Raw genomic sequence first — 23,335 nt, 5'->3', positions numbered from 1 at the left:
GTTCAGTCTTCGATGATCGCCACCGCGCGCGTCCATCCGGCCGAGGCACCGCGGATCTTGTGCGGGAAGCAGCTCACCGTGAAGCCGTGCGAGGGCAGGGCTTCCAGATTGTGCAGCTTTTCCAGGTGGCAATAGCCGATGTCGCGTCCGGCCTTGTGGCCTTCCCAGATCAGCGATGTGTCGCCGGTCTCCGCGACCTTCTTCGCGGTATGGCTGAACGGCGCGTCCCAGCTCCAGGCGTCGGTGCCGGTCACGCGGATGCCGCGCTCGAGCAGGTACATGGTCGCCTCATAGCCCATGCCGCAGCCGATATTGACGAACTCCGGATTGCCGACCGCGCCGCCGGCGGCGGTGTTGACCAGAACGATCTCGAACGGCTGTAGCTCGTGGCCGATGCGCTTCAGTTCGGCCTCGACATCGGCGGCGGTGACGACATAGCCGTCGGGAAAATGCCGGAAGTCGAGCTTCACGCCGGGGTTGAAGCACCATTCGAGCGGAACCTCATCGATGGTGATCGCGCGCTTGCCGCCATCCATCGTGGGGTGGAAATGCCAGGGCGCGTCGAGATGCGTCCCGTTATGCGTGGTCAGCGTCACCCATTCGGCAGCGGCGAAGCCCGCGCCGTCGGGGGTCTGTTCCTGCGTCACGCCGGGGAAGAAATGGCCGAGTTCGGCCACGGTATCGGCGTGCTGCTGATAGGTGATCTTGGGCCGCATGAACGGCGGATCGGTGATGACGTCGTTTTCCAGATAGATCGACAGATCGACGAAGGTGCGGGCCATGGGCTATCCTCTTGTCTTGTATTGGCCGGATGAGCCTAGCCGATCCGGCGGGCCAGGTCAGCCATCGACCCAGTTATAGGCCAGCGGAGCCTCGCGGAACGCGAAGCGGTCGATGTGCCGCTCGAGCGCGCCCTTCAGGCCGTCGCGCTGGCCTTCGGCGCTGGCGTTGATCGTGCAGACCAGCGTGCCTTCCTCGGCATCGAGCGTGACCAGCGCGTCGGCGGGCCAGTCCGCCCCGCGCGCATCCCTGGCGAAGGTGATCTCCCCGTGCGTCTTGTCATAGGTCACGGGTAGATTGTGCTCCCAATGCTTGCAGACCTGTTGCAGATACTTGGCAGCACTGGCCGTCGGGATGCGTGCGGTGGCGACGAAGCTCATGATGCGACCTTGCCGGTGATGTCTCCGCCCAGGGTGTCGGCGAACCAGTCGGCGATATAGTCGCAGCCATAGGACATGTTGTCGGCGCCCACATGTTCGACCCCACCTTCGCGCGGCGTGAAGATCTTGAGTTCGCGCCGGGGGCTGTTCGTCAGCTGCTCATAGCTCTGGTGCGCATAATCGACGCTGATCTGCCGGTCCTGCGCGCCATGTGTGACCAGGAACGGCACCTTGATCCGCTCCATCACGCCGTCGAGCGTCATGTCCTTCGACTTTTCGTGGAAATCGTCCATGTCCTTGGCGCCGAACACCCAGAGCACATGCGCCCAGTAATGCGGCACCGGGTTCTCGCCCTCGCGGCGCAGGCGCTTCTGCTGCACCTCGGCCCAGTTGTGGTTCGCACCCCAGACCGCGCCGCTGGCAAAGCGCGGCTCGAACGCGACCGCGCGCGGCGCGAAATGGCCGCCGAGCGAAATGCCGGTCATGCCGATGCGCTTGGGGTCGACATCGGGCTGCTTCTCGAGCCAGTCGACCGCGGGCGAGGCCCATTTTTCCGAATGGGGGGTTGCAGGCAGGTTGCTGATGCGCAGCGCCTCGCCGGTGCCCGGCTGGTCGACGCACAGGGTCGAGATGCCGCGCGCGGCCAGCGCCTGGGGCAGGTTCGACCAGTAGAGCAGCTCCTTCGAGCTATCGAGGCCGTTGCAGTACACCACCACCGGCTTGGGGCCTTCGCCCGGCGCGCGGACATAGAGCGCAGGATATTCGCTGCCCTCATAGGGGATCATCACGCGCTCGACCGGGTGGTTGCCCAGCTTCATCGCCTTGGCGAAGGTATCCTGTGCCAGCGCGAAGGTCGCGACGCGTGCGGGGTTGCCATGGCCCTGCATGCGTTCCCCGACCAGCAGGTAGAGCGCGGCACGCTCCAGCTTCTTGGACGCCGACAGGGTGCGGCCGCGCGCCTCGTCCTCGGCGGCAAGCTCGATCAGCTTGTTGCCCATCGCCACCCATTGCTGCAGGAACTCGCCGGTGCCGGCATCCTCGCCATTGGCCGCCGCATCGCGGATCGGCTTGCACATGTCGATGATCTCGCCGATCTTGCCGCCGCTTTCCAGCGCGATCGAGACCGACAGGTTCCAGACATAATTGGGGAAATATTCGAACAGGGCCATGGGGCTCAGACTCCGGCAGGCTGGAAAAGGCCTGCGTCGGGCGCAGGGTGCGGCATGGTCTGCGGTCCGCCGACGCCGATGCCCCACTGGTCCATGACCATCGGGGCCGGGGTGTGCACCTTGGCCTCCCAGGTGGCGTCGTCGACTTCCTCGAGATCGGCGGTGTACTCGACCGCGAAGCCGGCGGGCGTGGTGAAATAGCTGAACGTGTTGTTGCCCGCGGTGTGGCGGCCGGGGCCCCAGCGGATATCGGTGCCCTGCTGCTTCAGCCGGTGGATGCCGCGCATCATGTCGTCGACGCCCAGCATGTCATAGGCGACATGGTTGAGGCAGGGCGGCCCGGGCAGAAGCGCGATGCGGTGATGCCACTGGTTGCAGCGCAGGAAGCACATGAAATCGCCCAGCCAGTCGCTGACCTTGAAGCCCAGCACGTCGGTGAAGAAGCGGACCATTTCCTTGTGGTCGGGCGAGTGCAGCACGATATGGCTGATCTTCTGCGGAATGCCTTCCCAGCGGGTCAGTTCGCGCGAGGTGCCGCGGGCGACATCGGCCGAAATCTCGAACGGCAGGCCGTCCTTGCTGAAGAAGCGGAAACCATAGCCGCCGCCCAGCGTGTCGAGCGCCTTCGGCGCGAACACGATCTGGCAGCCATAGTCGGCGACCTTGGCGTGCAGCGCATCGACATCTTCGCGGCTGTCTGCGGCCAGCGTGATGATGTCGATCCGCTGCGTGTCCGACGCGCGCAGGCGCACGACATAGAGCTCGTCATTGCCCTCGGCTGCGAAGTGCAGCATTCCGTCCTTCTCGCCTGCGTCCTTCAGGCCCCAGACGTCGCGATAGAAGGCGGCCTCGGCGGCCAGATCGGTCACGGCATAGCCGACATGGCGAATTTCGCTGACACGTGCCATAATGGTAACTCCTTGATTTAAATGTGAAGAAGCGAGCGTCAGATCGGCTCCGCCACCTTCATGAACATGTCCCGGGTCGCTTCTGCATTGTCGACCAGCGGCCCCTTGCCGATCTGGCCGAAGCAGATCGCGCGCGAGGATTCGACGATATAGCGGCAGCGCTCGAAGCGGCGGTCGCGATAGGCGGTGAGCGCGGCGTCGAGCGTGTCGGCCTTGACCAGTTCGTCGGCCAGCACCAGCGCATCCTCGATCGCCATGCCGGCACCCTGGCCGAGATGCGGGGTCGTGGCATGCACCGCATCGCCGAGCAGCACGACCCGGCCCTTGTGCCATGCGCCTTCGAGGAACATCCATTCGAGCGGCTTGTAGACCACCTCGTCATCCTCGGTGATCTGGCCGACCAGCGCCTGGATCGCGGGCGAGGGGACATGCGCGATCTTCGACCGCATCGTGCTCGCCAGATCCTCCTTGGCGTACCAGGGATTGCCCGGCTCGGGCGTGGTGACATACATATACATCAGCTCGTCCGAGAGCGGGACGAGGCCGATGCCGGTCTGGCCCTCATAGGCTTGCAGGCCGATGACATCGGGGGTGCGCTTGAAATTGTAGCGCCACACCGATTGTCCGGTGAATTCGGGCTTGGGGGCATCGGGGAAGATCATCCCGCGCGTCTGCGAATAGAGGCCGTCGGCGCCGATCACCAGCTCGAAAATGCCGCTCGATCCGTCGCTGAAGGTCACGGCGACGCCCTCGCCATCATCGACCAGCGTGCTGATGGTGATGCCCAGCCGGATGTCCGCACCGGCTTCCTTGGCGCGATCGCCCAGCACCTTGTGCAGCGCGCGGCGGCCGATGCCGACATTGCCCGGATAGCCCTCGACCAGACGCGGGGTCGGAATGTCCGCGACGCACTGACCGGTGGGGATATAGACCTGCACCCGGTCGAAGCCGAAGCCCGCGCTGATATAGTCGTCGATCAGGCCCAGCTCGGTCATCGCGCGGATGACATTGCCCTGCTGAATGATGCCGACGCCATAGACCGACCAGTCGGGATCGCGCTCGATCACCTCGACGTCATAACCCTTGCGGCACAGCGCAATGGCGGAGGTCAGTCCGCCGATACCGCCGCCCACGATCAAGATTCGCATGTCCTTCATGCCGATATGCCTCTCCCCACCCGGAATCGCGTGACCGGGCCTGTTCATCCCGGTCTAGATAGGGCGAGATCGGTAAATCTGTAAATCTTATTGTATTGATCCATAGGTATCATTCCTATGGATGAACGGTGTCAATCCAGCGCGCTGGCGCGGCGGAGCTCGCTGCGCAGCCAGGTCAGTCCCTCATCGGCACTGCGGGCATGGTTGAACTGCATCATCTCGCGCATCGCCGGAAAGTCGAAGGGAATGGGGGCAATGGCCAGCGGAAACATTCGCGCCATGACCCGCGCCAGCCGCTCGTGCATCAGCGCCAGGCGGCTGGTCTCGATGATCAGCCAGGGGACGACGGTGAACGAGGAGGCGGTCATCTCCATGCGCCTAAAATGGCCGAGCTTCTCCATGATGCTGTCGGCAAAGGCGCTGGTGCGCTGGTTGCCCATCTGGATGCCGACATGGCCTGCGCGCAGCACGTCCTCCAGCGTCACCTCGCCGGCAAAGACCGGATTGCCCTTCCACCCCACGATGACATGGCGTTCCACGAACAGCAGCTCGGCGGGCTGGCCGGGATTGATGAACTCTTCGGGCGTGATCAGCAGATCGAACGCCCCCTGCGCGATCAGGTCGGCACTGCCGTCGGAGGGCAGTACCGTCTCCAGCCTTATGCCCGGCGCGACATGCGCAAGGCGGCGCGACAGCGGCGCGATGACCGCTGCGGTGATATAGTCGGAGGCGATCAGCCGGAACACGCGCTGCGAGGTGGCGGGGTCGAAACTGGTCGAGGTGGTGATCAGCGCGTCGATCCGGCGCAGCGTGTCCTGCACCATCGGCACCAGCGATTCGGCATAGGGGGTGGGGAACATGCGCTTGCCCTGCAGCACCAGCAGATCGTCGCCGAAATAGTCGCGCAGCCGCCCCAGCGCGGCGCTCATCGCCGGTTGGCTGAGATTGAGCTGTTCTGCGGCGCGCGAGACGCTGCGCGTGTCCATCAGCACGCTGAAGGCGACGAGCAGGTTGAGATCGAGTCCCTTGAAGCGCATGCGATTAACCTATCAGTGTGATTGCTGGATTATCATTAAAACAAAAGATTTCACCAATGGCTAGCATTTCTCGTACACAGGCTGCCGATACAGCCGGTGCCCGTGCAGGCATCGCGCACATATGGGGAGATACATGATGAAGGCATTTCTGCTTGCTACGTCCGTGCTCGCGGCTCTGAGCGTTCCCGCCACCGCCTTTGCACAGGATGCCAACCCTTCCGATCAGACCGAAGCGACCGAAGACCAGGGTCTGGGCGAAATCGTCGTGACCGCGCAGCGCCGCGAGGAAAGCCTGCAGCGCGCTGCCGTCGCCGTGACCGCGGTGGGCGGCGAGGATCTGGTCAATGCCGGGATCACCGAAACCGCCAATCTCGGCCGTCTGGTCCCCTCGCTGGTCGTCCAGCCGACCGGCGGCACCACCAGCTTCTTCCTGCGCGGCGTCGGCACCAATTCGCAGAACTCGTTCGCCGAGAACGCGGTCGCGTTCAACTTCAACGGCATCTATGTCGGCCGCCCGACCGCGCCTGCCGGCGTGTTCTACGATCTGGAACGCGTCGAGGTGGTCAAGGGGCCGCAGGGCACGCTCTATGGGCGCAATGCCACCGGCGGCGCGATCAACGTGATCCCGAAAAAGCCGGTGCTGGGCACGTTCAGCGGCGAGGGCTTTTTCGAGATCGGCAATTACGACAGCCGCAAGTCCGTCGTGGCGCTGAACATTCCGATCGGCGAGACCGTGGCGCTGCGCCTCGCGGGCCAGGTCGTCGATCGCGATGGCTATATCTCGGACGGCTATGACGACGACCGGGGCGAGGCCTTCCGTGCGTCGCTGCTGATCGAGCCTTCGGATCGCTGGTCGATGACGCTGGTCGCGGATTATTACAACCAGCACGGCAAGGGCGCGGGCGCGGTGCTGCTGCCCGAGGCGCGCTATGCCGTGCCGCCGCTGGAAGACCGGGTCAGCATCTCCGATCCCGTCGCCCGCGCTGCGATCCGTCGCCTGGCATCGGGCATCTTCGCGCCGCCGTTCTGCGGTGGGCAGGGCAATTTCGTCAACAGCGGCTGCGTCGCGCTGCCGGGTACCGACGGGTTCCTCGATAACGAGTTCATCGGCGTCAGCGCCACGATCGTCGGCGACATGGGCTTCGGCACGCTGACCTTCATCCCGGCCTATCGCCGCTCGGACGTCAACCTGCTCACCTATCTGCCGGGCTTTGCCGGCACGATCCGCGATCTCGCCGAGCAGAGCTCGCTCGAAGTCCGTCTCGCCTCGAACGAGGATCAGCGGCTCCGCTACGTGCTGGGCCTGTTCTATTTCGGCGAGAACCAGGAGACGGAGAATTTCTTCCGCCAGGGCAATATCTCGACCACGCGCTTCACCCCGCGGCTGAGCACCGAGAGCGTCGCCGCCTTCGGTCAGCTGACCTTCGACATCACCGATACGCTGCGCCTCGTCGCCGGTGGCCGATACACCAAGGAAGACAAAAAGCAGCTGACTTCGGTCGCCTCGGGCGGTCTGCCCGGCCCGATCAACCCGCCGCTCAGCGCGCCGTTCACCGGCGACCTCTCGTTCGAGAAATTCACGTGGAAGGCGGGTCTCGAATGGGACGCCGGTCCGCAGTCGCTCATCTATGCCAATGCGGCGACCGGCTTCAAGTCGGGCGGGTTCTTCGTCGCGCAGCCGCCGAACAACACCTTCGCGCCGGAAAACCTCACCGCGTTCACCGTCGGCGCCAAGAACCGCTTCTTCGACAACAAGCTGCAGCTGAACATCGAGGCCTTCTACTGGGACTACAAGGACCAGCAGATCACCTTCGTGGGCGGCGTGCGCACCGCAGGCGGCATTTTCGCGCAGGGCTCGACCACGGTCAACGCGGGCAAGTCGCGCATCTATGGTGCCGAGCTGGAGGCGCGGTTCGCGCCGAGCCGCAACGACCTGTTCAGCCTCAACGTCCAGTATCTCAACGGCAAGTACAACCGGCTCACCACTGCCAACTTCTCGCCCACCGGCGCGCCGGTGACGACGGGATGCACCACTTTGGGCAGCCGTCTCGCCAATCCGGGCGTCAACACCGCGCGCTTCTTCGATATCGACTGTTCGGGCCGCCCGACGGTCAACTCGCCGAAATGGGCGCTGAACCTGGGCTATGAGCGCACGTTCGAACTGACCGGCGATCTCAACCTGATCTTCGGCGCGCGCGGCAATATCGAAAGCAGCCGCTTCCTGAATTCGAACTATCGTCCGGAAGAACGCCAGGGCAGCTTTGCGATGGCCGACGCCTATGTGACGCTGGAAGATCGCGGTGGATGGAACATCACCGCGTTCATCAACAACATCACCGACGAGGAAGTGCTGGCGCGCGCGGGCACCCGTCCGATCCTCGACTTCCCGGTCGGCACGCTGCGCCCGCCGCGGACCTATGGTGTGCGCCTCGGGTTCAATTTCTGATGCGCGGCTGGGCAGTCGCGCCGGTACTGGCGGTTCTTCTGGCCGCGGTACCGGTCGCGGCCCAGCCCGCTCCAGCGGCCGATGGTTTCATCACGCTGGGCACGATGGGCGGGCCGGTTCCCTCGCCGGACCGGTCGCAGCCCGCCAATGCGCTGGTGCATCAGGGCAAGGTCTATCTGGTCGATTGCGGCGACGGCACCGTCCAGCAGCTCGCGCGTACCGGTATCCTGTTGCCAAGGGTGCGCGCGGTGTTTCTGAGCCATCTGCACGCCGACCATACCGGCGGTCTCTCTGCGGTGCTGGCGCTGCGCAACCAGACCAACCAGCGCGATCCGATCACCGTCTATGGGCCGCCCGGCACGCGCGAACTGGTTGCCGGCATGGTCGCCTCGATGCAGCCCGCCGCGCGCGTCGGCTACGGGATTCCCGGCCAGCCCTGGGCTCCGCCTGCCGATACGGTGCGCGTGATCGAGCTGGCCGATGGCGAGCGGCTGACGGTCGATGGCTTTACCGTCACCGCCGCGCAGAATTCGCATTATGATTTCGCGCCGGGCAGTATCGACGATCGCAACTACAAGTCATTGAGCTTCCGTTTCGATCTGGGCGCGCGCTCGATCGTCTATACCGGCGATACCGGACCCAGCGCGGCGGTGGAGAAGCTCGCCAAAGGCGCCGACCTGCTGGTCAGCGAGATGATCGACATGGGTGGGACGATGGCCAATGTCGCGCGCAATTCGCCCGACATGCCGCCCCAGGCGAAGCAGCAGCTCGAACAGCACCTCTCCACGCACCATCTGACGCCCGATGCCGTGGGGCAGCTGGCGTCAAGCGCGGGGGTGAAGGCACTGGTGATCACGCACTTTGCCGCAGGCACGCCCGACCCGGAGCGTACCAAGGGTTATATCGCCGAGATCAAGGCGCGCTTTACCGGACCTGTGACGCTCGCGAACGATCTCGACCGGTTCTGACCCGGCCTCAATCCGCCCAGTAAAGCCGCATCGGATTGGCGACGAGCAGCTTGTGCTGCAACTCGGCCGTGGGCGCGATTTCGGGGATCGTGTCGACCAGATGCCCGTCATCGGGCAGCACCTTTTCCATGTTCGGGTGCGGCCAGTCGGTGCCCCAGAGCACGCGGTCGGGATAGGCTTCGACCAGCGGACGCACCGCGCGGACGAAATCGGCATAAGGCGGGCCGGCGGCATCGAGCCTGTCGGCGCAGGTGACCTTGGTCCAGATGTCGTCGCGGCTGTCGAGCAGGCGGCGGAACGCGGTCATGTCCGCGCCGTCGGGCCCCTGGGTGACATCGGGGCGGCCCATATGGTCGATGACAATCGGCACCGGGATAGCGGCGAGGAACGGCTGAAGCTCTTCCAGAATGTCCGCCTCGAAATAGACCACGACATGCCAGCCGAGCCGCTCGATCCGCCGCGCGACATCGAGGAACTTGTCCTTGGGCGCGTCATCGACCAGCCGCTTGAGGAAGTTGAACCGCACCCCGCGAATCCCGCCCGCGTGCAGCGCATCGAGTTCTGCATCCGAGATTGCGGGATCGACCACCGCGACGCCGCGCGCGAGCCCGTTCGACCGGGCGATGCCGTTCAATGTCGCGCTGTTGTCGGTGCCGTGGCAGCTCGCCTGGACGATGACGTTGCGCGCAAAGCCCAGATGGTCGCGCAGCGCGAACAGCGCATCGGGTCCGGCGTCCTGCGGCAGGTACTTGGCCTTGGGGCTGAACGGGAACTCCGCCTGCGGGCCGAAGACATGGCAATGCGCATCGACCGCGCCGGGCGGCGGGGTGAAGCGCGGCTTGCTCGGCGCAAGGTTCCAGCTGCGGATCCGGCCATCGGCGTCGGTGGTGCTCATGCGAAAACCTCTCCATCCATCAGCTTGCGCGCGGTGCGCAGCATGCTCGCCTCGACCGGCTGACCGTTCTCGTCCACGGTGACGACGCATTCGGTGACGCCGGTCGGGTGCTCGACGCCCAGCGTCTTGGTGCGGCCATCGGGGACCGCCGCGACCTTGGCCGCGGGCGAGCCCTCGATCAGGCAGGCGGTGGCGACGCTGACCGCGCCGAGCACGCCGATCGAGGCATGGACGCGGTGCGGGATCAGCGAGCGCACCGCGATCGCGCCGCCCTCGCGCGGAGCGGCGACCAGCATCATCTTGGGCACCGACTTGGCCGATACATCGCCCAGGTTCATCAGCGGCCCGGCTTTCAGTCGGATCGCCTCGACCTTGGCCTTCATCGTAGCATCGGCATCGAGCGTGTCGCGGTCCTCATAGCCGCTGATGCCCATGTCCTCGGCCGCGATGACGACGCAGGGCATGCCGTTGTCGATCATCGTCACCGCGACGCCATCGATCTCGTCGACGCCATGGCCGGTGGGCAGCAGCGCACCGCAGGAGGAGCCTGCGGTATCGCGAAAGGCGAGCGGGATGGGCGCGGCTGTGCCGGGCACGCCGCTGATCGCGGCATCGCCTGCATAAGTGACCGTGCCGCCGGGCGTGGCGACGCTCGCCACCGCCACCTGGCCGGTATTCTCCATGAAGATGGCGACGCGGGTGACATCGCCGGTCGGATCGACCAGCCCGCGCTCGATCGCGAACGGGCCGATGCCTGCGAGGATATTCCCGCAATTCTGCGCGTCGGTGACAATCGCCTGATCAACGAACACCTGCAGGAACAGGTAATCGACATCGACGCCTGGCCGATCGGATTTGCCCACCAAAGCGACCTTGCTGGTCAGCGGGTCCGCGCCGCCCATGCCGTCGATCTGGCGCGGGTCGGGCGATCCCATCACGCGCAGCAGAAACGCATCACGCTCCGCCGTGTCGGCGGGCAGATCGTCCTTGAGGAAATAGCCCCCCTTGGACGTGCCCCCGCGCATCCACATGCAGCGGGCCTTCACATTCCCTCTCCCATCGGGAGAGGGAGGGAGGCGCAAAGCGCCGGAAGGGTGAGGGTGATGCAGCGCATGTCGCCCTCACCCTTCCCACGCGGCTGCACCGCGCGAGCCCCTTCCCTCTCCCGGAGGGAGAGGGATCGACAAGCGGCGTCACACATATTTCAGGCCCATCTCTTCGAGACGCGGCCGCATGTTGTAGATGTCGAGCCCCAGTTCGCCCGCCGCCAGCCGCTGGCGCTTGGCCTCTTCGGCAGCCTCGCGCGCCTGCGCCTTTTCCAGCACGGCTGCGGCATCGGCGCGCTTGACCACGCACACGCCATCGTCATCGGCGACGATCACATCGCCCGGATCGATCGCCGCGCCCGCGCAGACGATCGGCACGTTGACGCTGCCCAAGGTGTTCTTGACCGTGCCTTGCGCGAACACCGCCTTGGACCAGACCGGAAAGCCCATCTGCGTCAGGTCGCGCACGTCGCGCACGCCGGCATCGATCACCAGCCCCCGGCAGCCGCGCGCCATCGCGCTGGTCGCGAGCAGGTCACCGAAATAGCCGTCGACGCACGGGCTGGTCGGCGCGAGCACCAGGATGTCGCCGGGCTGCAGCTGCTCGATCGCGACATGGATCATCCAGTTGTCGCCGGGAGGGGCCGAGATGGTGACGGCATTGCCCGCGATCCGCGCGCCGGAATAGATCGGACGCATATGGTGCGCCAGCAGGCCGATCCGGCCCTGCGCCTCGTGCACGGTCGCGACGCCTGCGCTCGCAAGCCCATCCACCACCGCAAGATCGGTGCGTTCGATATTCTGGACGACAATTCCCATGGCAATGCTCCTTGTATCCGTGCCGTGGCCCCGTGCGCCTGCCTCATGCCAATCCAGATTGTGGACGGGTAATAAGTTTTTGCTATCTATGGCGCGCATGATTCGCCCCTTCGATCTCAACCTGCGGCATCTGCGCGCGCTGGTCAGCGTGGTTGCGCTGCGCAGCCTCAACCGCGCGGCCGAGGCGGCGGGGCTGTCGCAACCGGCGCTGACTCAGGGCATGGCCAAGCTCGAGCGCCAGCTGGGCGTGCTGCTGTTCGACCGGCATTCGGGCGGGGTCGAGCCGACGCTGGCGGGCGAGGCGCTCGCCGAGCGCGTCGAGCGGGCGTTCGGGCATCTGGCTGCTGCGGTACGACGGCAGGGTCGCGCCGGAACGCGCGGCTTTTCGCGCCCCGAGCAACTGATGACCGCGACCCAGCTCCAGGCGTTCCTGCATTTTGCGGATGCCCAGGGCTTTGCCGGGGCGGCGCTGGCGAGCGGCCTGTCGCAACCGGGCATCCACCGGGCGGTGCGCGAGCTCGAGCAGATCAGCGGGCAGGTGCTCGCCGAGCGGCGCGGACGCGGCATGGCGCTGACCCCGGCAGGCCGGGCGATGGCGCGCGGCGTGCGCCTCGCCTCGGGCGAGCTTGCCGCGGGAATCGCCGAGGCTTTGGGCGAGGCGCATCCGGCGACTCGCATCGCCATCGGCGCAATGCCGCTCAGCCGCGCCTTGGTGGTGCCGCGCGCGATCGCGCATTTTCTCGATGATTGCCCCGGCACGGTGGTCGATGTGATCGAGGGCTCGTGGCGCGAGCTGATCGATCCGCTGCTCGACGGGGTGATCGATGTGATGGTCGGCGCGCTCCGCGACACGCCCCCGTCCGATGTCGAGCAGGTGCCCTTGTTCACCGACCGGCTGTCCGTGTTCGCGCGCAAGGGCCATCCGCTCGCCGGGCGGCGCGTCGAGCTCGCCGAACTGCAGGCGCAGTCCTGGGTGGTCGGGCCGCAAGGCACCCCCTTGCGCGCGCACTGGCAAGCGCTGTTTGCAGGGGATCCGCCGCCGGTGCCGGTCGAATGCGGGTCGGTGATGGTGATCCGCGGCCTGATCATGCAGAGCGATCTGCTCACGCTGCTGTCGCCCGACCAGATCTCGGTCGAGCTCGATGCGGAGATGCTGGTGCGGATCGATGTCGACCTGCCCGGCAGCGTGCGCACCATCGGCCTCACCACGCGGCGCGGCTGGCGGCCGACCCAGGCGCAGCAGCGGCTGATCGACCTGATCCATCTGGCATCGCACGAAACAAGACTTCACGAAAACCAATAAGGGGCGGTGCAATTGGATTGGTGGCGGGCATGCGCCATCGCCTAGGCCGCTGGCATGACGTTCAACGCGACCTTTATCGGCTTTGGCGAAGCGGGCAGGGCCTTTGCCTGGCCCGGCGCGCGCGCCTTCGATCGCAAGACCGACATGCTCGCAGAGCGCGGCGCGATGCTCGCCGCCTATGCCGATACGGGGGTGCATGGCGAGGAAGACGCCGCCACCGCGCTGTCCGAGGCCGAGGTCGTGCTGTGCCTGGTCACCGCGGATCAGGCAGTGGTCGCGGCGGGCGCCTATGCGCCGATGCTGCGACCCGGCACGCTCTGGCTCGACATGAACAGCGTCGCGCCTGCGAGCAAGGCCGAGGCCGCGACGGTGATCGAGGCGGCAGGCGGCCGCTATGCCGATGTCGCGGTGATGGCCCCGGTGCTGCCGCAGCGTCGCAACGTGCCGCTGCTGGTCTCCGGCCCGCATGCCGCCGACGCTGCCGAGGCGCTACAGGCACTGGGTTTTGCGCATGTCTCCATCGCCGGAGACGCGATCGGCCAAGCAAGCGCGATCAAGATGATCCGCTCGGTGATGGTCAAGGGTCTGGAAGCGCTGTCGGCCGAATGCGCGCTCGCGGCGGCCCAGGCCGGCGTGCTCGATGCCGTCACCGCCTCGCTCGATGCCAGCTGGAAGCCGCAAGGCTGGGCGGAGCGGTTTGATTACAATCTCGACCGGATGATGGCGCACGGCTTGCGTCGTGCTGCCGAGATGGAAGAGGTTGCCGCGACGCTGGCGGACCTTGGCGTCGATCCCGTCATGACGCGCGGCACGATCCAGCGCCAGCGCGATATCGGCGCGCTGCGTATTTCGCCACCCGATGGCCTGACCGCCAAGCTCGCCGCCCTCGAAATTCCTCAATTCAAGAGAACCGCATGACCCTGATCATCGACTGCCACGGCCATTACACGGTCCTGCCCAAGGCGCATGACGCCTGGCGCGAGGAGCAGAAGGCCGCGTTCAAGGCGGGGACGGTCTGTCCGCCCTATCCCGAGATTTCCGACGACGAGATCCGCGAGACGATCGAGGCGAACCAGCTGCGCCTGATCAAGGAGCGCGGTGCGGACCTGACGATCTTCTCGCCGCGCGCCTCGGCCATGGCCCCGCATGTCGGCGACGAGGCGGTGGCGCGCGAATGGGCGCGGCGCTGCAACGACCTGATCGCGCGCGTAGTCGGCCTGTTCCCCGAAACCTTTGTCGGCGTGTGCATGCTGCCGCAGAGCCCCAAGGCGGACATGGCCGGCTCGATCGAGGAGCTCGAACGCTGCGTCACCGAACTCGGTTTCATCGGCTGCAACCTCAACCCCGATCCGGGCGGCGGCCATTTCCAGCATCCGCCGTTGACCGACCGCTACTGGTACCCGTTCTACGAGAAGATGGTCGAACTCGACGTCCCGGCGATGATCCACGTCTCGGGCAGCTGCAACCCGGCGATGCACGCCACCGGCGGCTATTATATCGCGGCGGACACCATCGCCTTCATGCAGCTGCTCGAAGGCGACCTGTTCGCCGATTTCCCGACCCTGCGCTTCATCATCCCGCATGGCGGCGGCGCGGTGCCCTATCACTGGGGGCGCTATCGGGGGCTGGCCGACATGCTGAAAAAGCCCGCGCTCGACACGCATCTGATGAACAACATCTTCTTCGACACCTGCGTCTATCATCAGCCGGGCATCGATCTGCTGGCTGACGTGATCGACAACAAGAACATCCTGTTCGGCAGCGAGATGGTCGGCGCGGTGCGCGGCATCGACCCCACCACCGGGCATTATTTCGACGACACCAAGCGCTATGTCGACGCGCTCGATATCAGTGAGGCCGAGCGGCACATGATCTTCGAGGGCAATGCCCGCCGCGTCTTCCCCAGGCTCGATGCCAGACTGAAGGAGCGCGGACTGTGAGCCATACCGACATCCACGCCTATCTCGCCGAGTTCGAGGACATTCCCGGCACGCGCGTGTTCACGGCCAAGCGCGCGCGGCAGGGCTATCACCTCAACCAGTTCGCGATGAGCCTGATGAAGGCCGAGAATCGCGAGCGCTTCAAGGCCGACGAGCGCGCCTATCTCGACGACTGGGCGATCAGCGAGGAGGCCAAGCTGGCGGTCCTGGCGCGCGATTACAACGCGCTGCTCGACATGGGCGGGAACATCTATTTCCTGTCCAAGCTGTTCTCGACCGACGGCATCGCCTTTGCCGAGGCGGTCAGCACGATGACCGACATGAGCTGGCCCGAATATCGCCAGATGATGCTCGAAGGCGGCCGCTCGCCCGAAGGCGTGCGTTCGATCAGGGAGGGGCGCTGATGGCCCGGATTACCGCAGGTGTGGGCAGCAGCCATGTGCCGCTGCTGGGCGTGGCGCATGACCAGGGCAAGGAGCGCGACGATTATTTCGGCCCGATCTTCGCAGGCTATGACTGGACCCGCGAATGGGAAAAGCGGGAAAAGCCCGATGTCGTGATCCTGGTCTATAACGACCACGCGTCCGCCTTCGACATGAAGATCATTCCGACCTTCGCGATCGGCTGCGGCGAGCGCTATGCGCCGGCGGACGAGGGCTGGGGTCCGCGCAAGGTGCCCGATGTCATCGGCCATCCCGATCTGGCCTGGCATATCGCGCAGAGCCTGGTCCTCGACGAATTCGACATGACCATCATCAACGAGATGGATGTCGACCACGGCCTCACCGTGCCGCTGAGCATGATGTTCGGTGCGTGCGAGCAATGGCCGACCACGGTCATTCCGCTCGCGGTCAATGTCGTCACCTATCCGCCGCCATCGGGCAATCGCTGCTGGGCGCTGGGCGAGGCGATCGCGCGCGCGGTCGAAAGCTTCCCCGAAGACCTCAACGTGCAGATCTGGGGCACCGGCGGGATGAGCCACCAGCTTCAGGGCGCGCGCGCCGGCCTGATCAACCCCGAATGGGACAACCGCTTCCTCGACCTGCTCGAGGCGGACAATGATGCCGTGCGCCACATCCCGCATATCGAATATCTGCGCGAAACCGGATCGGAGGGCATCGAGATGGTGATGTGGCTGATCATGCGCGGCGCCCTCGGCCCGCGGGTGAAGACCCTGCACCGCCATTATCACGTGCCCTGCAGCAACACGGCCATTGGCCATATCGTATTGGAGCCCAACGCATGAGAATAGCCCTGGCAGGCGCCGGCGCCTTTGGTGAGAAGCATCTCGACGGCCTCAAGCTGATCGACGGGGTGGAGATCGTCTCGATCGTCAGCCGCCGCCTTGAACAGGCCGAAGCCGTCGCGCAGAAATATGGCGCCAAGCATGCGACGACCGAGCTCGACGAGGCGCTGGCGCGCGACGATGTCGATGCAGTGATCCTCTGCACGCCGACCCAGATGCACGCCGAGCAGGCGATCGCCTGCATGAACGCGGGCAAACACGTTCAGGTCGAGATTCCGCTGGCGGACAGCTGGGCGGACAGCCAGGCGGTTCTGGCGAAGAGCCAAGAAACCGGCCTTGTCTGCATGGTCGGCCATACCCGGCGGTTTAACCCCAGCCACCAGTACGTCCACAACCGCATCAGGGCGGGCGAGTTCAACGTCCAGCAGATGGACGTGCAGACCTATTTCTTCCGCCGCAAGAACATGAACGCGAAAGGAGAGCCGCGCAGCTGGACCGACCATCTGCTCTGGCACCATGCTGCGCACACGGTGGACCTTTTCGCCTATCAGGCAGGCCGCATCGTCAAGGCGAACGTGCTCGAAGGTCCGCACCATCCCGAGCTCGGCATCGCGATGGACATGTCGATCCAGCTCAAGAGCGAGACCGGCGCGATCTGCACCTTGTCGCTGAGCTTCAACAATGACGGCCCGCTCGGCACCTTCTTCCGCTATATCGGCGACACCGCGACCTATATCGCGCGCTATGACGACCTCGTGAACGGCAAGGAAGAGCCGATCGACGTCAGCAAGGTCGATGTCTCGATGAACGGCATCGAACTGCAGGATCGCGAATTCATCGCCGCCATCCGCGAAGGCCGCGAGCCCAACAGCTCGGTCGCACAGGTGCTCGATTGCTATCGCGTGCTCGGCGAACTCGAACAGCAGTTGCTGGCATGACCGCGCGCCGCACCCAGGTCGCGATCATCGGTTCGGGCCCCGCCGGGCTGCTGCTCGGCCATCTGCTCAAGGCCGAGGGCATCGACTGCGTGCTGCTCGAACGCGCCACCCGCGAGCATGTCGAGAGCCGGATCAGGGCAGGCGTTCTCGAGACGGTGACCACCGATCTGATGCACCGGCTGGGGCTGGACGAACGGATGAACCGCGAGGCGATGGTCGAGGACGGTTTCAACCTCGCCGATGGCGACCAGATGGTCCGGATCGACATCAAGGCGCTGACCGGCAAGACCGTCGTGGTCTATGGCCAGACCGAACTGACCCGCGACCTGATCGTCGCCGCGCCGCAGCGCGAGCTCGAGATCGTGTTCGAGGCGGCCGATCTTGCGCTGCACGGGGTCGACAGCGCGCATCCCAGGGTGACCTACACCAAGGATGGCGTGCCGGTGACGCTGGAATGCGATTTCATCGCCGGTTGCGACGGCTTTCACGGCCCCTCGCGCCGCGCGATCCCGGCGCATCTGGCGCGCGAATACATGCACGAATATCCGTTCGGCTGGCTGGGCATCCTTGCCGATGTGCCGCCGTGCCATGACGAGCTGATCTATGCCAACGGCCCGCGCGGCTTCGCGCTCGCCTCGATGCGATCGCCGACGCGCAGCCGTTATTACATCCAGGTGCCGCTCACCGAACGCTTTGAGGACTGGCCCGAGGACCGGCTGTGGGACGAACTGGAGCTGCGCTTCAACGGCATCTCGCAGCATGGCGTGACGCGCGGCCCCGCGCTCGAAATGTCGATCGCACCGCTGCGCTCCTATGTGTTCGAGACGATGCATTACGGGCGCCTGTTCCTGGCGGGCGATGCCGCGCATATCGTGCCGCCGACCGGTGCCAAGGGGCTCAACCTGGCCGCATCAGACGTGCTGTACCTCTCGGATGCGATCATCGCGCATTACCGGCGCAAGGACGAATCCGCGCTTCTCGGCTATCGCGACCGCGCGCTGGCGCGCATCTGGAAGTCGGAACGGTTCAGCTGGTCGCTGACCAAGCTGATGCACAGCTTCCCTGATCAGAATGCGTTCGAGCGGCAGATGCAGGTGGCGGAGATGGACTATCTGTCGCGGTCGCCGGCGATGCAGACCGCGATCGCGGAGAATTATGTCGGGCTGCCGGTGTAGCGCTATTTTCCTCCCCATCGAGGCCATGGAATTGCCCGGTCAGCGTCGCGCTGGCCGGGCTTTTTCGTGCTGCCGCCCGATCGGCGCTAGTAACTTGCATTGACGAACCTTTATCATAGGTTTAGTATTGCAAGTGACCAGCGAAAAGCGCTGGCGATGAGGGGAGGAACTGATTGATGCCAAAGCACAACCGTGTTGCGCGTTGCCGATTCGACCGTATCTCGATGACCGCCCTGGGCCTGGCGCTGATGGCGACGGTCGCCACGCCCGCGGCAGCGCAGGACGCAGGCGAGCAGGTCGGGGCGGAGCAGGACAGCCAGGGTCCGCAGATTGCCGATATCGTCGTGACCGCGCAGCGGCGCGATTCGACCGTGCAGGACACTTCGGCGGCAATCTCGGCATTCAGCGCGGAATCGATCGAGACCGCGCGCATCCTGAGCTTTGAGGATCTGGCCGGGCAGGCGACGTCGCTCAGCTTCACCGCGCTGTCCCCGATCGACCAGGAATTCAACATTCGCGGCATCACCAACACCCGGCTCGACAGCCCTTCCGCGGACCAGTCGATCGGCATCTTCGTCGATGACGTCTATGTCGGCCGCTCGGGCCTGTTCAATTTTGACATGTACGATATCGAGCGGGTCGAGGTCGTGCGCGGGCCGCAGGGCGTGCTGCTGGGGCGCAACGTCGTCGGCGGCGCGATCAGCATCTATAGCGCGCGGCCCGAGGCCGATACCGGCGGGTCGCTCGCCGTCTCCTATGGCAATTACAACGAGAAGCTGGCGCGAGGGCACATCACCGGCACGATCAGCGGTCCGCTGACGGGGCGCCTCAGCTTCCAGTATCGCAACCGCGACGGCTTCAACAAGGATCTGCTGCACGACGTCGACCTCGACGATATCGACAGCATCCAGTTTCGCGGCCAGCTGATGGTCGAGCCCGAAGACAGCGATTTCACCGCGCGGCTGGTGTTCGATTACACCAAGGACGATTCGAACGGCTTCCATTCGGTCGCGATCGATGGCCCCGCGGCCGGATCCGGCCCATGGAGCGCGGCGCGCGCCGCCATCGGCACGATCCGGGGCCGTCCCCTCAAGCTGCGCGAGGGCCTGCCCGAATGGCCGCGCTACAAGGGCGATACCGCCGACACGCCGCAACAACTCAACCGCGAGGCATGGGGGCTGTCGTTGCGCATGGATCAGGGGCTGGGCGGCTTCGGCACATTGTCGTCGATCACCGGCTATCGCAAGGGCGAGGCGTTCAACGTCTATGACCAGACCGGCATCGGCCCGGATAACGGCTTTGGCGTGATCTCGCCGACGCTGTTCACCTTCCCGGTCAACGAGGACGAGGACATTCGCCAGTTCAGCCAGGAACTGCGCGTGGTGTCCGAGGAACAGTCCGATCGCGGCTTCGACTGGATTTTCGGGGCCTATTACCAGCACGACAAGGTGACCAAGATCGACCGCTTCTGGGCCGAGGTGCCGCTGACCGTGCTGACCACGCTTTCGGGCGAAAGCCGCTGGAACAATCGCGCGACCAACGAGAGCTATGCGTTCTTCGGCCAGCTCGGCTATCGCTTCTCGCCGCAGCTGCGCATCGTCGCGGGCGTGCGCTATTCGAAGGACCGCAAGGGCGGCACCGTCACGGGTATCGCGACCGAAGGCGGGGACAAGTTCAACCCGAACGATCAGGTCGCGCTGACCCCGCTCGCCGGCACGTTCCGCGAGGGCCAGAGCTTTACCGCGCGCTATTCGGACAGCTGGAGCGAGATCACGCCGCAGGCGACGATCGAGTTCAAGCCCAATGACGACATGCTGTTCTACGGCACCTTCTCGACCGGCTACAAGGGCGGCGGCTTCGAGGACGATCCGGCCAATGCTGCCGCAGCCGTGTCGAGCTATGACCCCGAAACGGTGACCAGCTTCGAGATCGGCGGCAAGGTCGACCTGTTCGATCGGCGCCTGCGGCTCAACGTCGCGCTGTTCGACATGAAGTACAAGAACTTGCAGGTCACCCAGACCTCTGCGGCGTGCCTGTGCAACATCACCGACAATGCCGCCGACGCGAAGATTCAGGGGATCGAGGCCGAAGCGACCGTGGCGGTGGCGACGGGATTGACCCTCTCGGGTGGTCTCACGCTGCTCGACACCAAGTACATCGCGTTCATCGACTCGCTCGGCAACGACAATTCGGGCAATTTCCTCCAGCGCACGCCCAAGGCGCAGTGGAATGTCGCGGCGGATTTCGTCACCGATATCGGCGATTGGTCGGATGCGCTGCGCTTCAACGTCAATTACAGCCACCAGGCGCGGCTGTTCTGGGCGCCCGACAATCTGCAGCGCGAAGACGGCTATGGCCAGCTTGGCGGACGCGTCTCGTTCACCCCGGGCAATGGCGACATCACCTTCTCGCTCTGGGGCCGCAACCTCACCAACACGCTCTATCGCACCAACATCATCGCGTTTTTCGGCGATGAAGTCAGCCGTCTGGGCGCCCCCCGTCAATACGGCGCAGAGGTCTCGGTCAAGTTCTGAACGGCCTGACCGGACCAAGGAAAGGGGCAGCCGGTGCGACCCGGCTGCCCCTTTTGCTTTGACCTTGGTCGGCGGCGTCAGAAGCGGCTGTAGCTCAAGTCGCCCTTGCCCTTCTCGCCGATATGCATGCGCGGGTCCTCGGGCTTGAACAGGCCCAGGCACCAGGTCTCGGCCATCGGCATGTCGCGGTTCCAGTCGAGCGTGATCTTGCGGTGCGCGATGCGCCATTCGCCATCGCGCTTCTCGAACCGGTCGACGATGCGCCCGCCGGTCAGCGTGTCCCATTTCTCGCCGGCCTTGGCAAAGCGCGCGAAGGTGAGGACATAGCATTCGGCATAGGCGAGGCTGTCGCTCTCGAACTCGACATGCAGGTTGCACAAGTAATGCCCCATCACGTCGCCGCCCTTCATGCGTTCGATCGCGCCGTCGATATAGGCGCGAGCCGGGCCCGAATAGGTGCTGCCATGTTCCTCGATGCTGTCGTCGAAATAGCAGCTGTGCAGCAGTTCGCCATCGGCCCGGTCCACCCCGCGCGCATAGCGGGCGAGGCAATCGGCAATGTCCTGCTTCGCCAGCATCGTCTCCAGCGTGTTGGCATATGTCATGTCAGCGCCTCCCGTCGTGCAGCGCCTTGGCCATCGCGCGCTTGAGCGTGTACGGATCGCGCGCCAGGAAGGCGCGGACGGATTCGGCATGCGGATCGGTATCGAGCTCGTCGACCTTGCGCGCGGCGGCCATGAGCCCTGCCTTGCCGATATCGCGCGGGCTCGACTTGGCCTGCCAGGTGACATGCTCGGCCATGCGCGTGTCGACCGATCCGACGATCAGCGCGGCGACATGCGTGCCCTGCGGTTCGAGCTCGGCGCGCAGGCAGTCGCTCGCGGCGCGCGCGGCGAACTTGCTGGGGCTGTAGCCGCCCATGTTCGGCACCGCGCAGATGCCGCCCGCCGACAGCACGTTGACGATCGCGCCGCCGCCATTGGCCTTGAGCACCGGGGCAAAGGCGCGGACCATCGCCAGCATGCCGAAATAGTTGGTGTCCATCTCGTTCCGCGCGAAGCTCATGTCCTCAGCCTCGAGCAGCGTCTGGCGGTGAAAGGCCCCGGCATTGTTGACGACCAGGTCGACATCGGTGCAGCGCGCAGCAGCGGCGGCAACCTTGTCATGCTTGGTGACGTCGAGCTGGATCGGCACGACGCGCATGTCGCCCGTGCTGCGCGCCGCCTCCTCGGCATCGGCGAGCTTGCGCGAGGCGAGATAGACCCGGGCCGCTCCCTGAGCGAGCAGTTCCTCGACAAAGCCGAAGCCGATGCCGCGATTGGCCCCGGTGACGATGGCGGTGCATCCCTCGATGTTCATGCTGCGGCCTCCGCCTTGCTGCGCTCTCTAGCCCATGCGCCGTAGAGAATGTCGTCGGGCTTTTTCGCGCCGCGCACCGCCTTGCCCATGTCGGGAATGATCATCCCGCGTCCCCAGGTCTCGTTGATCGGCATCTCGTGGTTCCACTCCCAGGCGAGGCGGCGGTGCGCGATCTTCCACGCGCCCTCGCGCCGTTCGAACCGGTCGACGCAGCGCGCCATGGTCAGGCTGTCGAACGATCCGCTCTCGGCCTCGCGGCGCGAGAAGGTGAGGAAATAGCATTCGGTGACGGCAAGATCGGCCTCGACGAACTCGACCGAGATGTTGGTGCACAGGTGCGACATCAGCGGCGCGGTGGGCAGGATCTTCGCCATCAGCGCGACATAATCGGCGGCGGGTCCGACATAGACCCCGCCATGGTCCTCGATTGCATCGGGATGATAGGCGGCGCGGATCAGGTCGACATCGGCGCGGTCGGCGCCGCGCGCATAGCCGATCAATATGTCCTCTATCTCCTGCCGGTCGAGCAGTTGTTCCACGGTCAGTCGCATCCTCTTCCTCCGGTATGGCTTGTGTCTATGGTTGCATAAAGGTCGGCAAAGGCGCTTTCCGCGCCGGTGAATTCGCGTGCGCCGTCCATCGCGGCGATCCGGTCGAGATGCTCGGCGACCCAGGTGCTGCTGTCATCGGGGGCGGAAGCGCCGCGTCCCTCGACCATGCGCGCGCGGCGATAGCGGCGGCCCCCGGCGAGGAATATCTGCCCGTTGACGCTGCACGCCTCGCTGGCGAGATAGGTGGCCATGCCTGCCGCATAGGCCGGGTCGAGCCGCGGATCGCCCGCGACCCCGTCCTGCGATGTCATCGGCGTCGAGGCATAGGGGCAGAGCACGTTGACCTTGATCGGCGTGCGCTTGAGCTCATCGGCGAGCGTCAGCGCCATCGCGTTCAAGGCGCCCTTGGACGCGGCATAGGGGATGCGCCCGCGCACCCCGTGCAGCCCGGCCGAAGATGACACGAACACCATCCGCCCGGCGGGGCTCTGCAACAGATGCGGCAGCGCGGCCTGGGCGAGCGCGACCTGCGCGAGGAAGTTGGCGTTCAGCACCTCGCCGAGTGCTGCCATGTCCAGATCGGGCAGCTTGGCCGCCGGGCCGATGATCCCCGCGTTACAGACGATGGCATCGATCCGCCCGAACGCCTCGAGCGCGGCCTTGACGAGCACCTGCGCCGCGCCG

General features: G+C 65.5%; 23 protein-coding genes. 10 read left to right on the top strand and 13 right to left on the bottom strand.

Annotated features, from left to right (window positions below; all coding sequences use genetic code 11):
• Positions 1–2: 2 nt before the first annotated feature.
• The 6 genes from DM995_RS09490 to DM995_RS09465 form a co-directional block, all read right to left on the bottom strand.
• On the bottom strand, positions 3–782 hold the full coding sequence (locus tag DM995_RS09490; RefSeq protein ID WP_116969267.1) for a cyclase family protein: 780 nt from the start codon (positions 780–782) through the stop codon (positions 3–5).
• Between the two features lie 57 nt (positions 783–839).
• Positions 840–1,160, bottom strand: coding sequence for a DUF2218 domain-containing protein (locus DM995_RS09485; RefSeq protein ID WP_116969266.1), 321 nt, complete (start codon positions 1,158–1,160; stop codon positions 840–842).
• Positions 1,157–2,329: an alpha/beta hydrolase family protein gene (locus tag DM995_RS09480; protein ID WP_116969265.1), complete on the bottom strand. Its 1,173-nt coding sequence runs from the start codon at positions 2,327–2,329 to the stop codon at positions 1,157–1,159. Before DM995_RS09480 ends, DM995_RS09485 begins: the two co-directional genes overlap by 4 nt.
• A 5-nt stretch (positions 2,330–2,334) precedes the next feature.
• Entirely contained in the window at positions 2,335–3,237 is a 903-nt protein-coding gene (locus tag DM995_RS09475; RefSeq protein ID WP_116969264.1) for a VOC family protein, read from the bottom strand.
• Positions 3,238–3,275: 38 nt separating this feature from the next.
• Entirely contained in the window at positions 3,276–4,394 is a 1,119-nt protein-coding gene (locus DM995_RS09470; protein ID WP_116969263.1) for an FAD-dependent oxidoreductase, read from the bottom strand.
• 131 nt (positions 4,395–4,525) lie between these two features.
• Positions 4,526–5,431 carry a LysR family transcriptional regulator gene (locus DM995_RS09465; RefSeq protein ID WP_023839636.1) on the bottom strand — a complete coding sequence of 302 codons (906 nt, stop codon included), beginning with the start codon at positions 5,429–5,431 and terminating at the stop codon, positions 4,526–4,528.
• 133 nt (positions 5,432–5,564) lie between these two features.
• Here DM995_RS09465 and DM995_RS09460 point away from each other — a divergent pair, with 133 nt between their 5' ends.
• Positions 5,565–7,877 carry a TonB-dependent receptor gene (locus tag DM995_RS09460; protein WP_023839637.1) on the top strand — a complete coding sequence of 771 codons (2,313 nt, stop codon included), beginning with the start codon at positions 5,565–5,567 and terminating at the stop codon, positions 7,875–7,877.
• Entirely contained in the window at positions 7,877–8,845 is a 969-nt protein-coding gene (locus DM995_RS09455; protein WP_116969262.1) for an MBL fold metallo-hydrolase, read from the top strand. Before DM995_RS09460 ends, DM995_RS09455 begins: the two co-directional genes overlap by 1 nt.
• Positions 8,846–8,852: 7 nt before the next feature.
• Here the strand turns inward: DM995_RS09455 and DM995_RS09450 are convergent, their stop codons facing one another.
• From DM995_RS09450 to ligK, 3 genes are all read right to left on the bottom strand, one after another.
• Positions 8,853–9,740, bottom strand: coding sequence for an amidohydrolase family protein (locus DM995_RS09450; RefSeq protein WP_116969261.1), 888 nt, complete (start codon positions 9,738–9,740; stop codon positions 8,853–8,855).
• Complete coding sequence (locus tag DM995_RS09445) at positions 9,737–10,786, bottom strand: 4-oxalomesaconate tautomerase (RefSeq protein ID WP_286164942.1); 1,050 nt, start codon at positions 10,784–10,786, stop codon at positions 9,737–9,739. The genes DM995_RS09450 and DM995_RS09445 overlap by 4 nt, the downstream gene beginning before the upstream one ends.
• A gap of 147 nt (positions 10,787–10,933) precedes the next feature.
• Entirely contained in the window at positions 10,934–11,605 is a 672-nt protein-coding gene (gene ligK / locus DM995_RS09440) for a 4-carboxy-4-hydroxy-2-oxoadipate aldolase/oxaloacetate decarboxylase (RefSeq protein WP_116969260.1), read from the bottom strand.
• Positions 11,606–11,702: 97 nt separating this feature from the next.
• Here ligK and DM995_RS09435 point away from each other — a divergent pair, with 97 nt between their 5' ends.
• From DM995_RS09435 to DM995_RS09400, 8 genes are all read left to right on the top strand, one after another.
• On the top strand, positions 11,703–12,908 hold the full coding sequence (locus DM995_RS09435; RefSeq protein ID WP_116970401.1) for a LysR family transcriptional regulator: 1,206 nt from the start codon (positions 11,703–11,705) through the stop codon (positions 12,906–12,908).
• Positions 12,909–12,962: 54 nt separating this feature from the next.
• Positions 12,963–13,826: an NAD(P)-dependent oxidoreductase gene (locus DM995_RS09430; RefSeq protein WP_116969259.1), complete on the top strand. Its 864-nt coding sequence runs from the start codon at positions 12,963–12,965 to the stop codon at positions 13,824–13,826.
• Positions 13,823–14,848, top strand: a complete 1,026-nt coding sequence (locus DM995_RS09425; RefSeq protein WP_116969258.1) for an amidohydrolase family protein — start codon at positions 13,823–13,825, stop codon at positions 14,846–14,848. The genes DM995_RS09430 and DM995_RS09425 overlap by 4 nt, the downstream gene beginning before the upstream one ends.
• Positions 14,845–15,252, top strand: coding sequence for a protocatechuate 4,5-dioxygenase subunit alpha (gene ligA / locus DM995_RS09420; protein WP_116969257.1), 408 nt, complete (start codon positions 14,845–14,847; stop codon positions 15,250–15,252). The genes DM995_RS09425 and ligA overlap by 4 nt, the downstream gene beginning before the upstream one ends.
• The gene (locus tag DM995_RS09415) at positions 15,252–16,094 is read left to right on the top strand and encodes a class III extradiol dioxygenase subunit beta (RefSeq protein ID WP_116969256.1); all 843 of its coding nucleotides are present in this window, start codon (positions 15,252–15,254) and stop codon (positions 16,092–16,094) included. The genes ligA and DM995_RS09415 overlap by 1 nt, the downstream gene beginning before the upstream one ends.
• Positions 16,091–17,032, top strand: coding sequence for a Gfo/Idh/MocA family oxidoreductase (locus DM995_RS09410; protein WP_116969255.1), 942 nt, complete (start codon positions 16,091–16,093; stop codon positions 17,030–17,032). Before DM995_RS09415 ends, DM995_RS09410 begins: the two co-directional genes overlap by 4 nt.
• A complete protein-coding gene (pobA, locus tag DM995_RS09405; RefSeq protein ID WP_116969254.1) occupies positions 17,029–18,207 on the top strand; it encodes a 4-hydroxybenzoate 3-monooxygenase in 1,179 nt (392 codons plus the stop codon). The genes DM995_RS09410 and pobA overlap by 4 nt, the downstream gene beginning before the upstream one ends.
• Before the next feature lie 224 nt (positions 18,208–18,431).
• Positions 18,432–20,741, top strand: coding sequence for a TonB-dependent receptor (locus DM995_RS09400; protein WP_232824258.1), 2,310 nt, complete (start codon positions 18,432–18,434; stop codon positions 20,739–20,741).
• Positions 20,742–20,818: 77 nt separating this feature from the next.
• On the opposite strand, the gene DM995_RS09395 is transcribed toward DM995_RS09400, so the two are convergent.
• The 4 genes from DM995_RS09395 to DM995_RS09380 all read right to left on the bottom strand — a co-directional run.
• On the bottom strand, positions 20,819–21,346 hold the full coding sequence (locus DM995_RS09395) for a nuclear transport factor 2 family protein (protein ID WP_157973150.1): 528 nt from the start codon (positions 21,344–21,346) through the stop codon (positions 20,819–20,821).
• A gap of 1 nt (position 21,347) precedes the next feature.
• Positions 21,348–22,100, bottom strand: a complete 753-nt coding sequence (locus DM995_RS09390; RefSeq protein ID WP_116969251.1) for an SDR family oxidoreductase — start codon at positions 22,098–22,100, stop codon at positions 21,348–21,350.
• Entirely contained in the window at positions 22,097–22,651 is a 555-nt protein-coding gene (locus tag DM995_RS09385; RefSeq protein ID WP_116969250.1) for a nuclear transport factor 2 family protein, read from the bottom strand. Before DM995_RS09385 ends, DM995_RS09390 begins: the two co-directional genes overlap by 4 nt.
• The coding region (locus DM995_RS09380) for an SDR family NAD(P)-dependent oxidoreductase (protein ID WP_157973283.1) at positions 22,642–23,335 on the bottom strand (694 nt) is incomplete at its 5' end. The genes DM995_RS09380 and DM995_RS09385, both read right to left, overlap by 10 nt.

This window comes from Blastomonas sp. UPD001 (genome assembly GCF_003426715.1).
GTDB lineage: Bacteria > Pseudomonadota > Alphaproteobacteria > Sphingomonadales > Sphingomonadaceae > Blastomonas.
This window is presented reverse-complemented; position numbering and strand designations above follow the sequence as displayed.

Bases quoted from the DNA above. Each gene is read 5' to 3' on its own strand.
- DM995_RS09490 (WP_116969267.1), bottom strand. From the start codon at position 782: ATGGCCCGCACCTTCGTCGATCTGTCGATCTATCTGGAAAACGACGTC.
- DM995_RS09485 (WP_116969266.1), bottom strand. From the start codon at position 1,160: ATGAGCTTCGTCGCCACCGCACGCATCCCGACGGCCAGTGCTGCCAAG.
- DM995_RS09480 (WP_116969265.1), bottom strand. From the start codon at position 2,329: ATGGCCCTGTTCGAATATTTCCCCAATTATGTCTGGAACCTGTCGGTC.
- DM995_RS09475 (WP_116969264.1), bottom strand. From the start codon at position 3,237: ATGGCACGTGTCAGCGAAATTCGCCATGTCGGCTATGCCGTGACCGAT.
- DM995_RS09470 (WP_116969263.1), bottom strand. From the start codon at position 4,394: ATGAAGGACATGCGAATCTTGATCGTGGGCGGCGGTATCGGCGGACTG.
- DM995_RS09465 (WP_023839636.1), bottom strand. From the start codon at position 5,431: ATGCGCTTCAAGGGACTCGATCTCAACCTGCTCGTCGCCTTCAGCGTG.
- DM995_RS09460 (WP_023839637.1), top strand. From the start codon at position 5,565: ATGATGAAGGCATTTCTGCTTGCTACGTCCGTGCTCGCGGCTCTGAGC.
- DM995_RS09455 (WP_116969262.1), top strand. From the start codon at position 7,877: ATGCGCGGCTGGGCAGTCGCGCCGGTACTGGCGGTTCTTCTGGCCGCG.
- DM995_RS09450 (WP_116969261.1), bottom strand. From the start codon at position 9,740: ATGAGCACCACCGACGCCGATGGCCGGATCCGCAGCTGGAACCTTGCG.
- ligK (WP_116969260.1), bottom strand. From the start codon at position 11,605: ATGGGAATTGTCGTCCAGAATATCGAACGCACCGATCTTGCGGTGGTG.
- DM995_RS09435 (WP_116970401.1), top strand. From the start codon at position 11,703: ATGATTCGCCCCTTCGATCTCAACCTGCGGCATCTGCGCGCGCTGGTC.
- DM995_RS09430 (WP_116969259.1), top strand. From the start codon at position 12,963: ATGACGTTCAACGCGACCTTTATCGGCTTTGGCGAAGCGGGCAGGGCC.
- DM995_RS09425 (WP_116969258.1), top strand. From the start codon at position 13,823: ATGACCCTGATCATCGACTGCCACGGCCATTACACGGTCCTGCCCAAG.
- DM995_RS09415 (WP_116969256.1), top strand. From the start codon at position 15,252: ATGGCCCGGATTACCGCAGGTGTGGGCAGCAGCCATGTGCCGCTGCTG.
- DM995_RS09410 (WP_116969255.1), top strand. From the start codon at position 16,091: ATGAGAATAGCCCTGGCAGGCGCCGGCGCCTTTGGTGAGAAGCATCTC.
- pobA (WP_116969254.1), top strand. From the start codon at position 17,029: ATGACCGCGCGCCGCACCCAGGTCGCGATCATCGGTTCGGGCCCCGCC.
- DM995_RS09400 (WP_232824258.1), top strand. From the start codon at position 18,432: ATGACCGCCCTGGGCCTGGCGCTGATGGCGACGGTCGCCACGCCCGCG.
- DM995_RS09395 (WP_157973150.1), bottom strand. From the start codon at position 21,346: ATGACATATGCCAACACGCTGGAGACGATGCTGGCGAAGCAGGACATT.
- DM995_RS09390 (WP_116969251.1), bottom strand. From the start codon at position 22,100: ATGAACATCGAGGGATGCACCGCCATCGTCACCGGGGCCAATCGCGGC.
- DM995_RS09385 (WP_116969250.1), bottom strand. From the start codon at position 22,651: ATGCGACTGACCGTGGAACAACTGCTCGACCGGCAGGAGATAGAGGAC.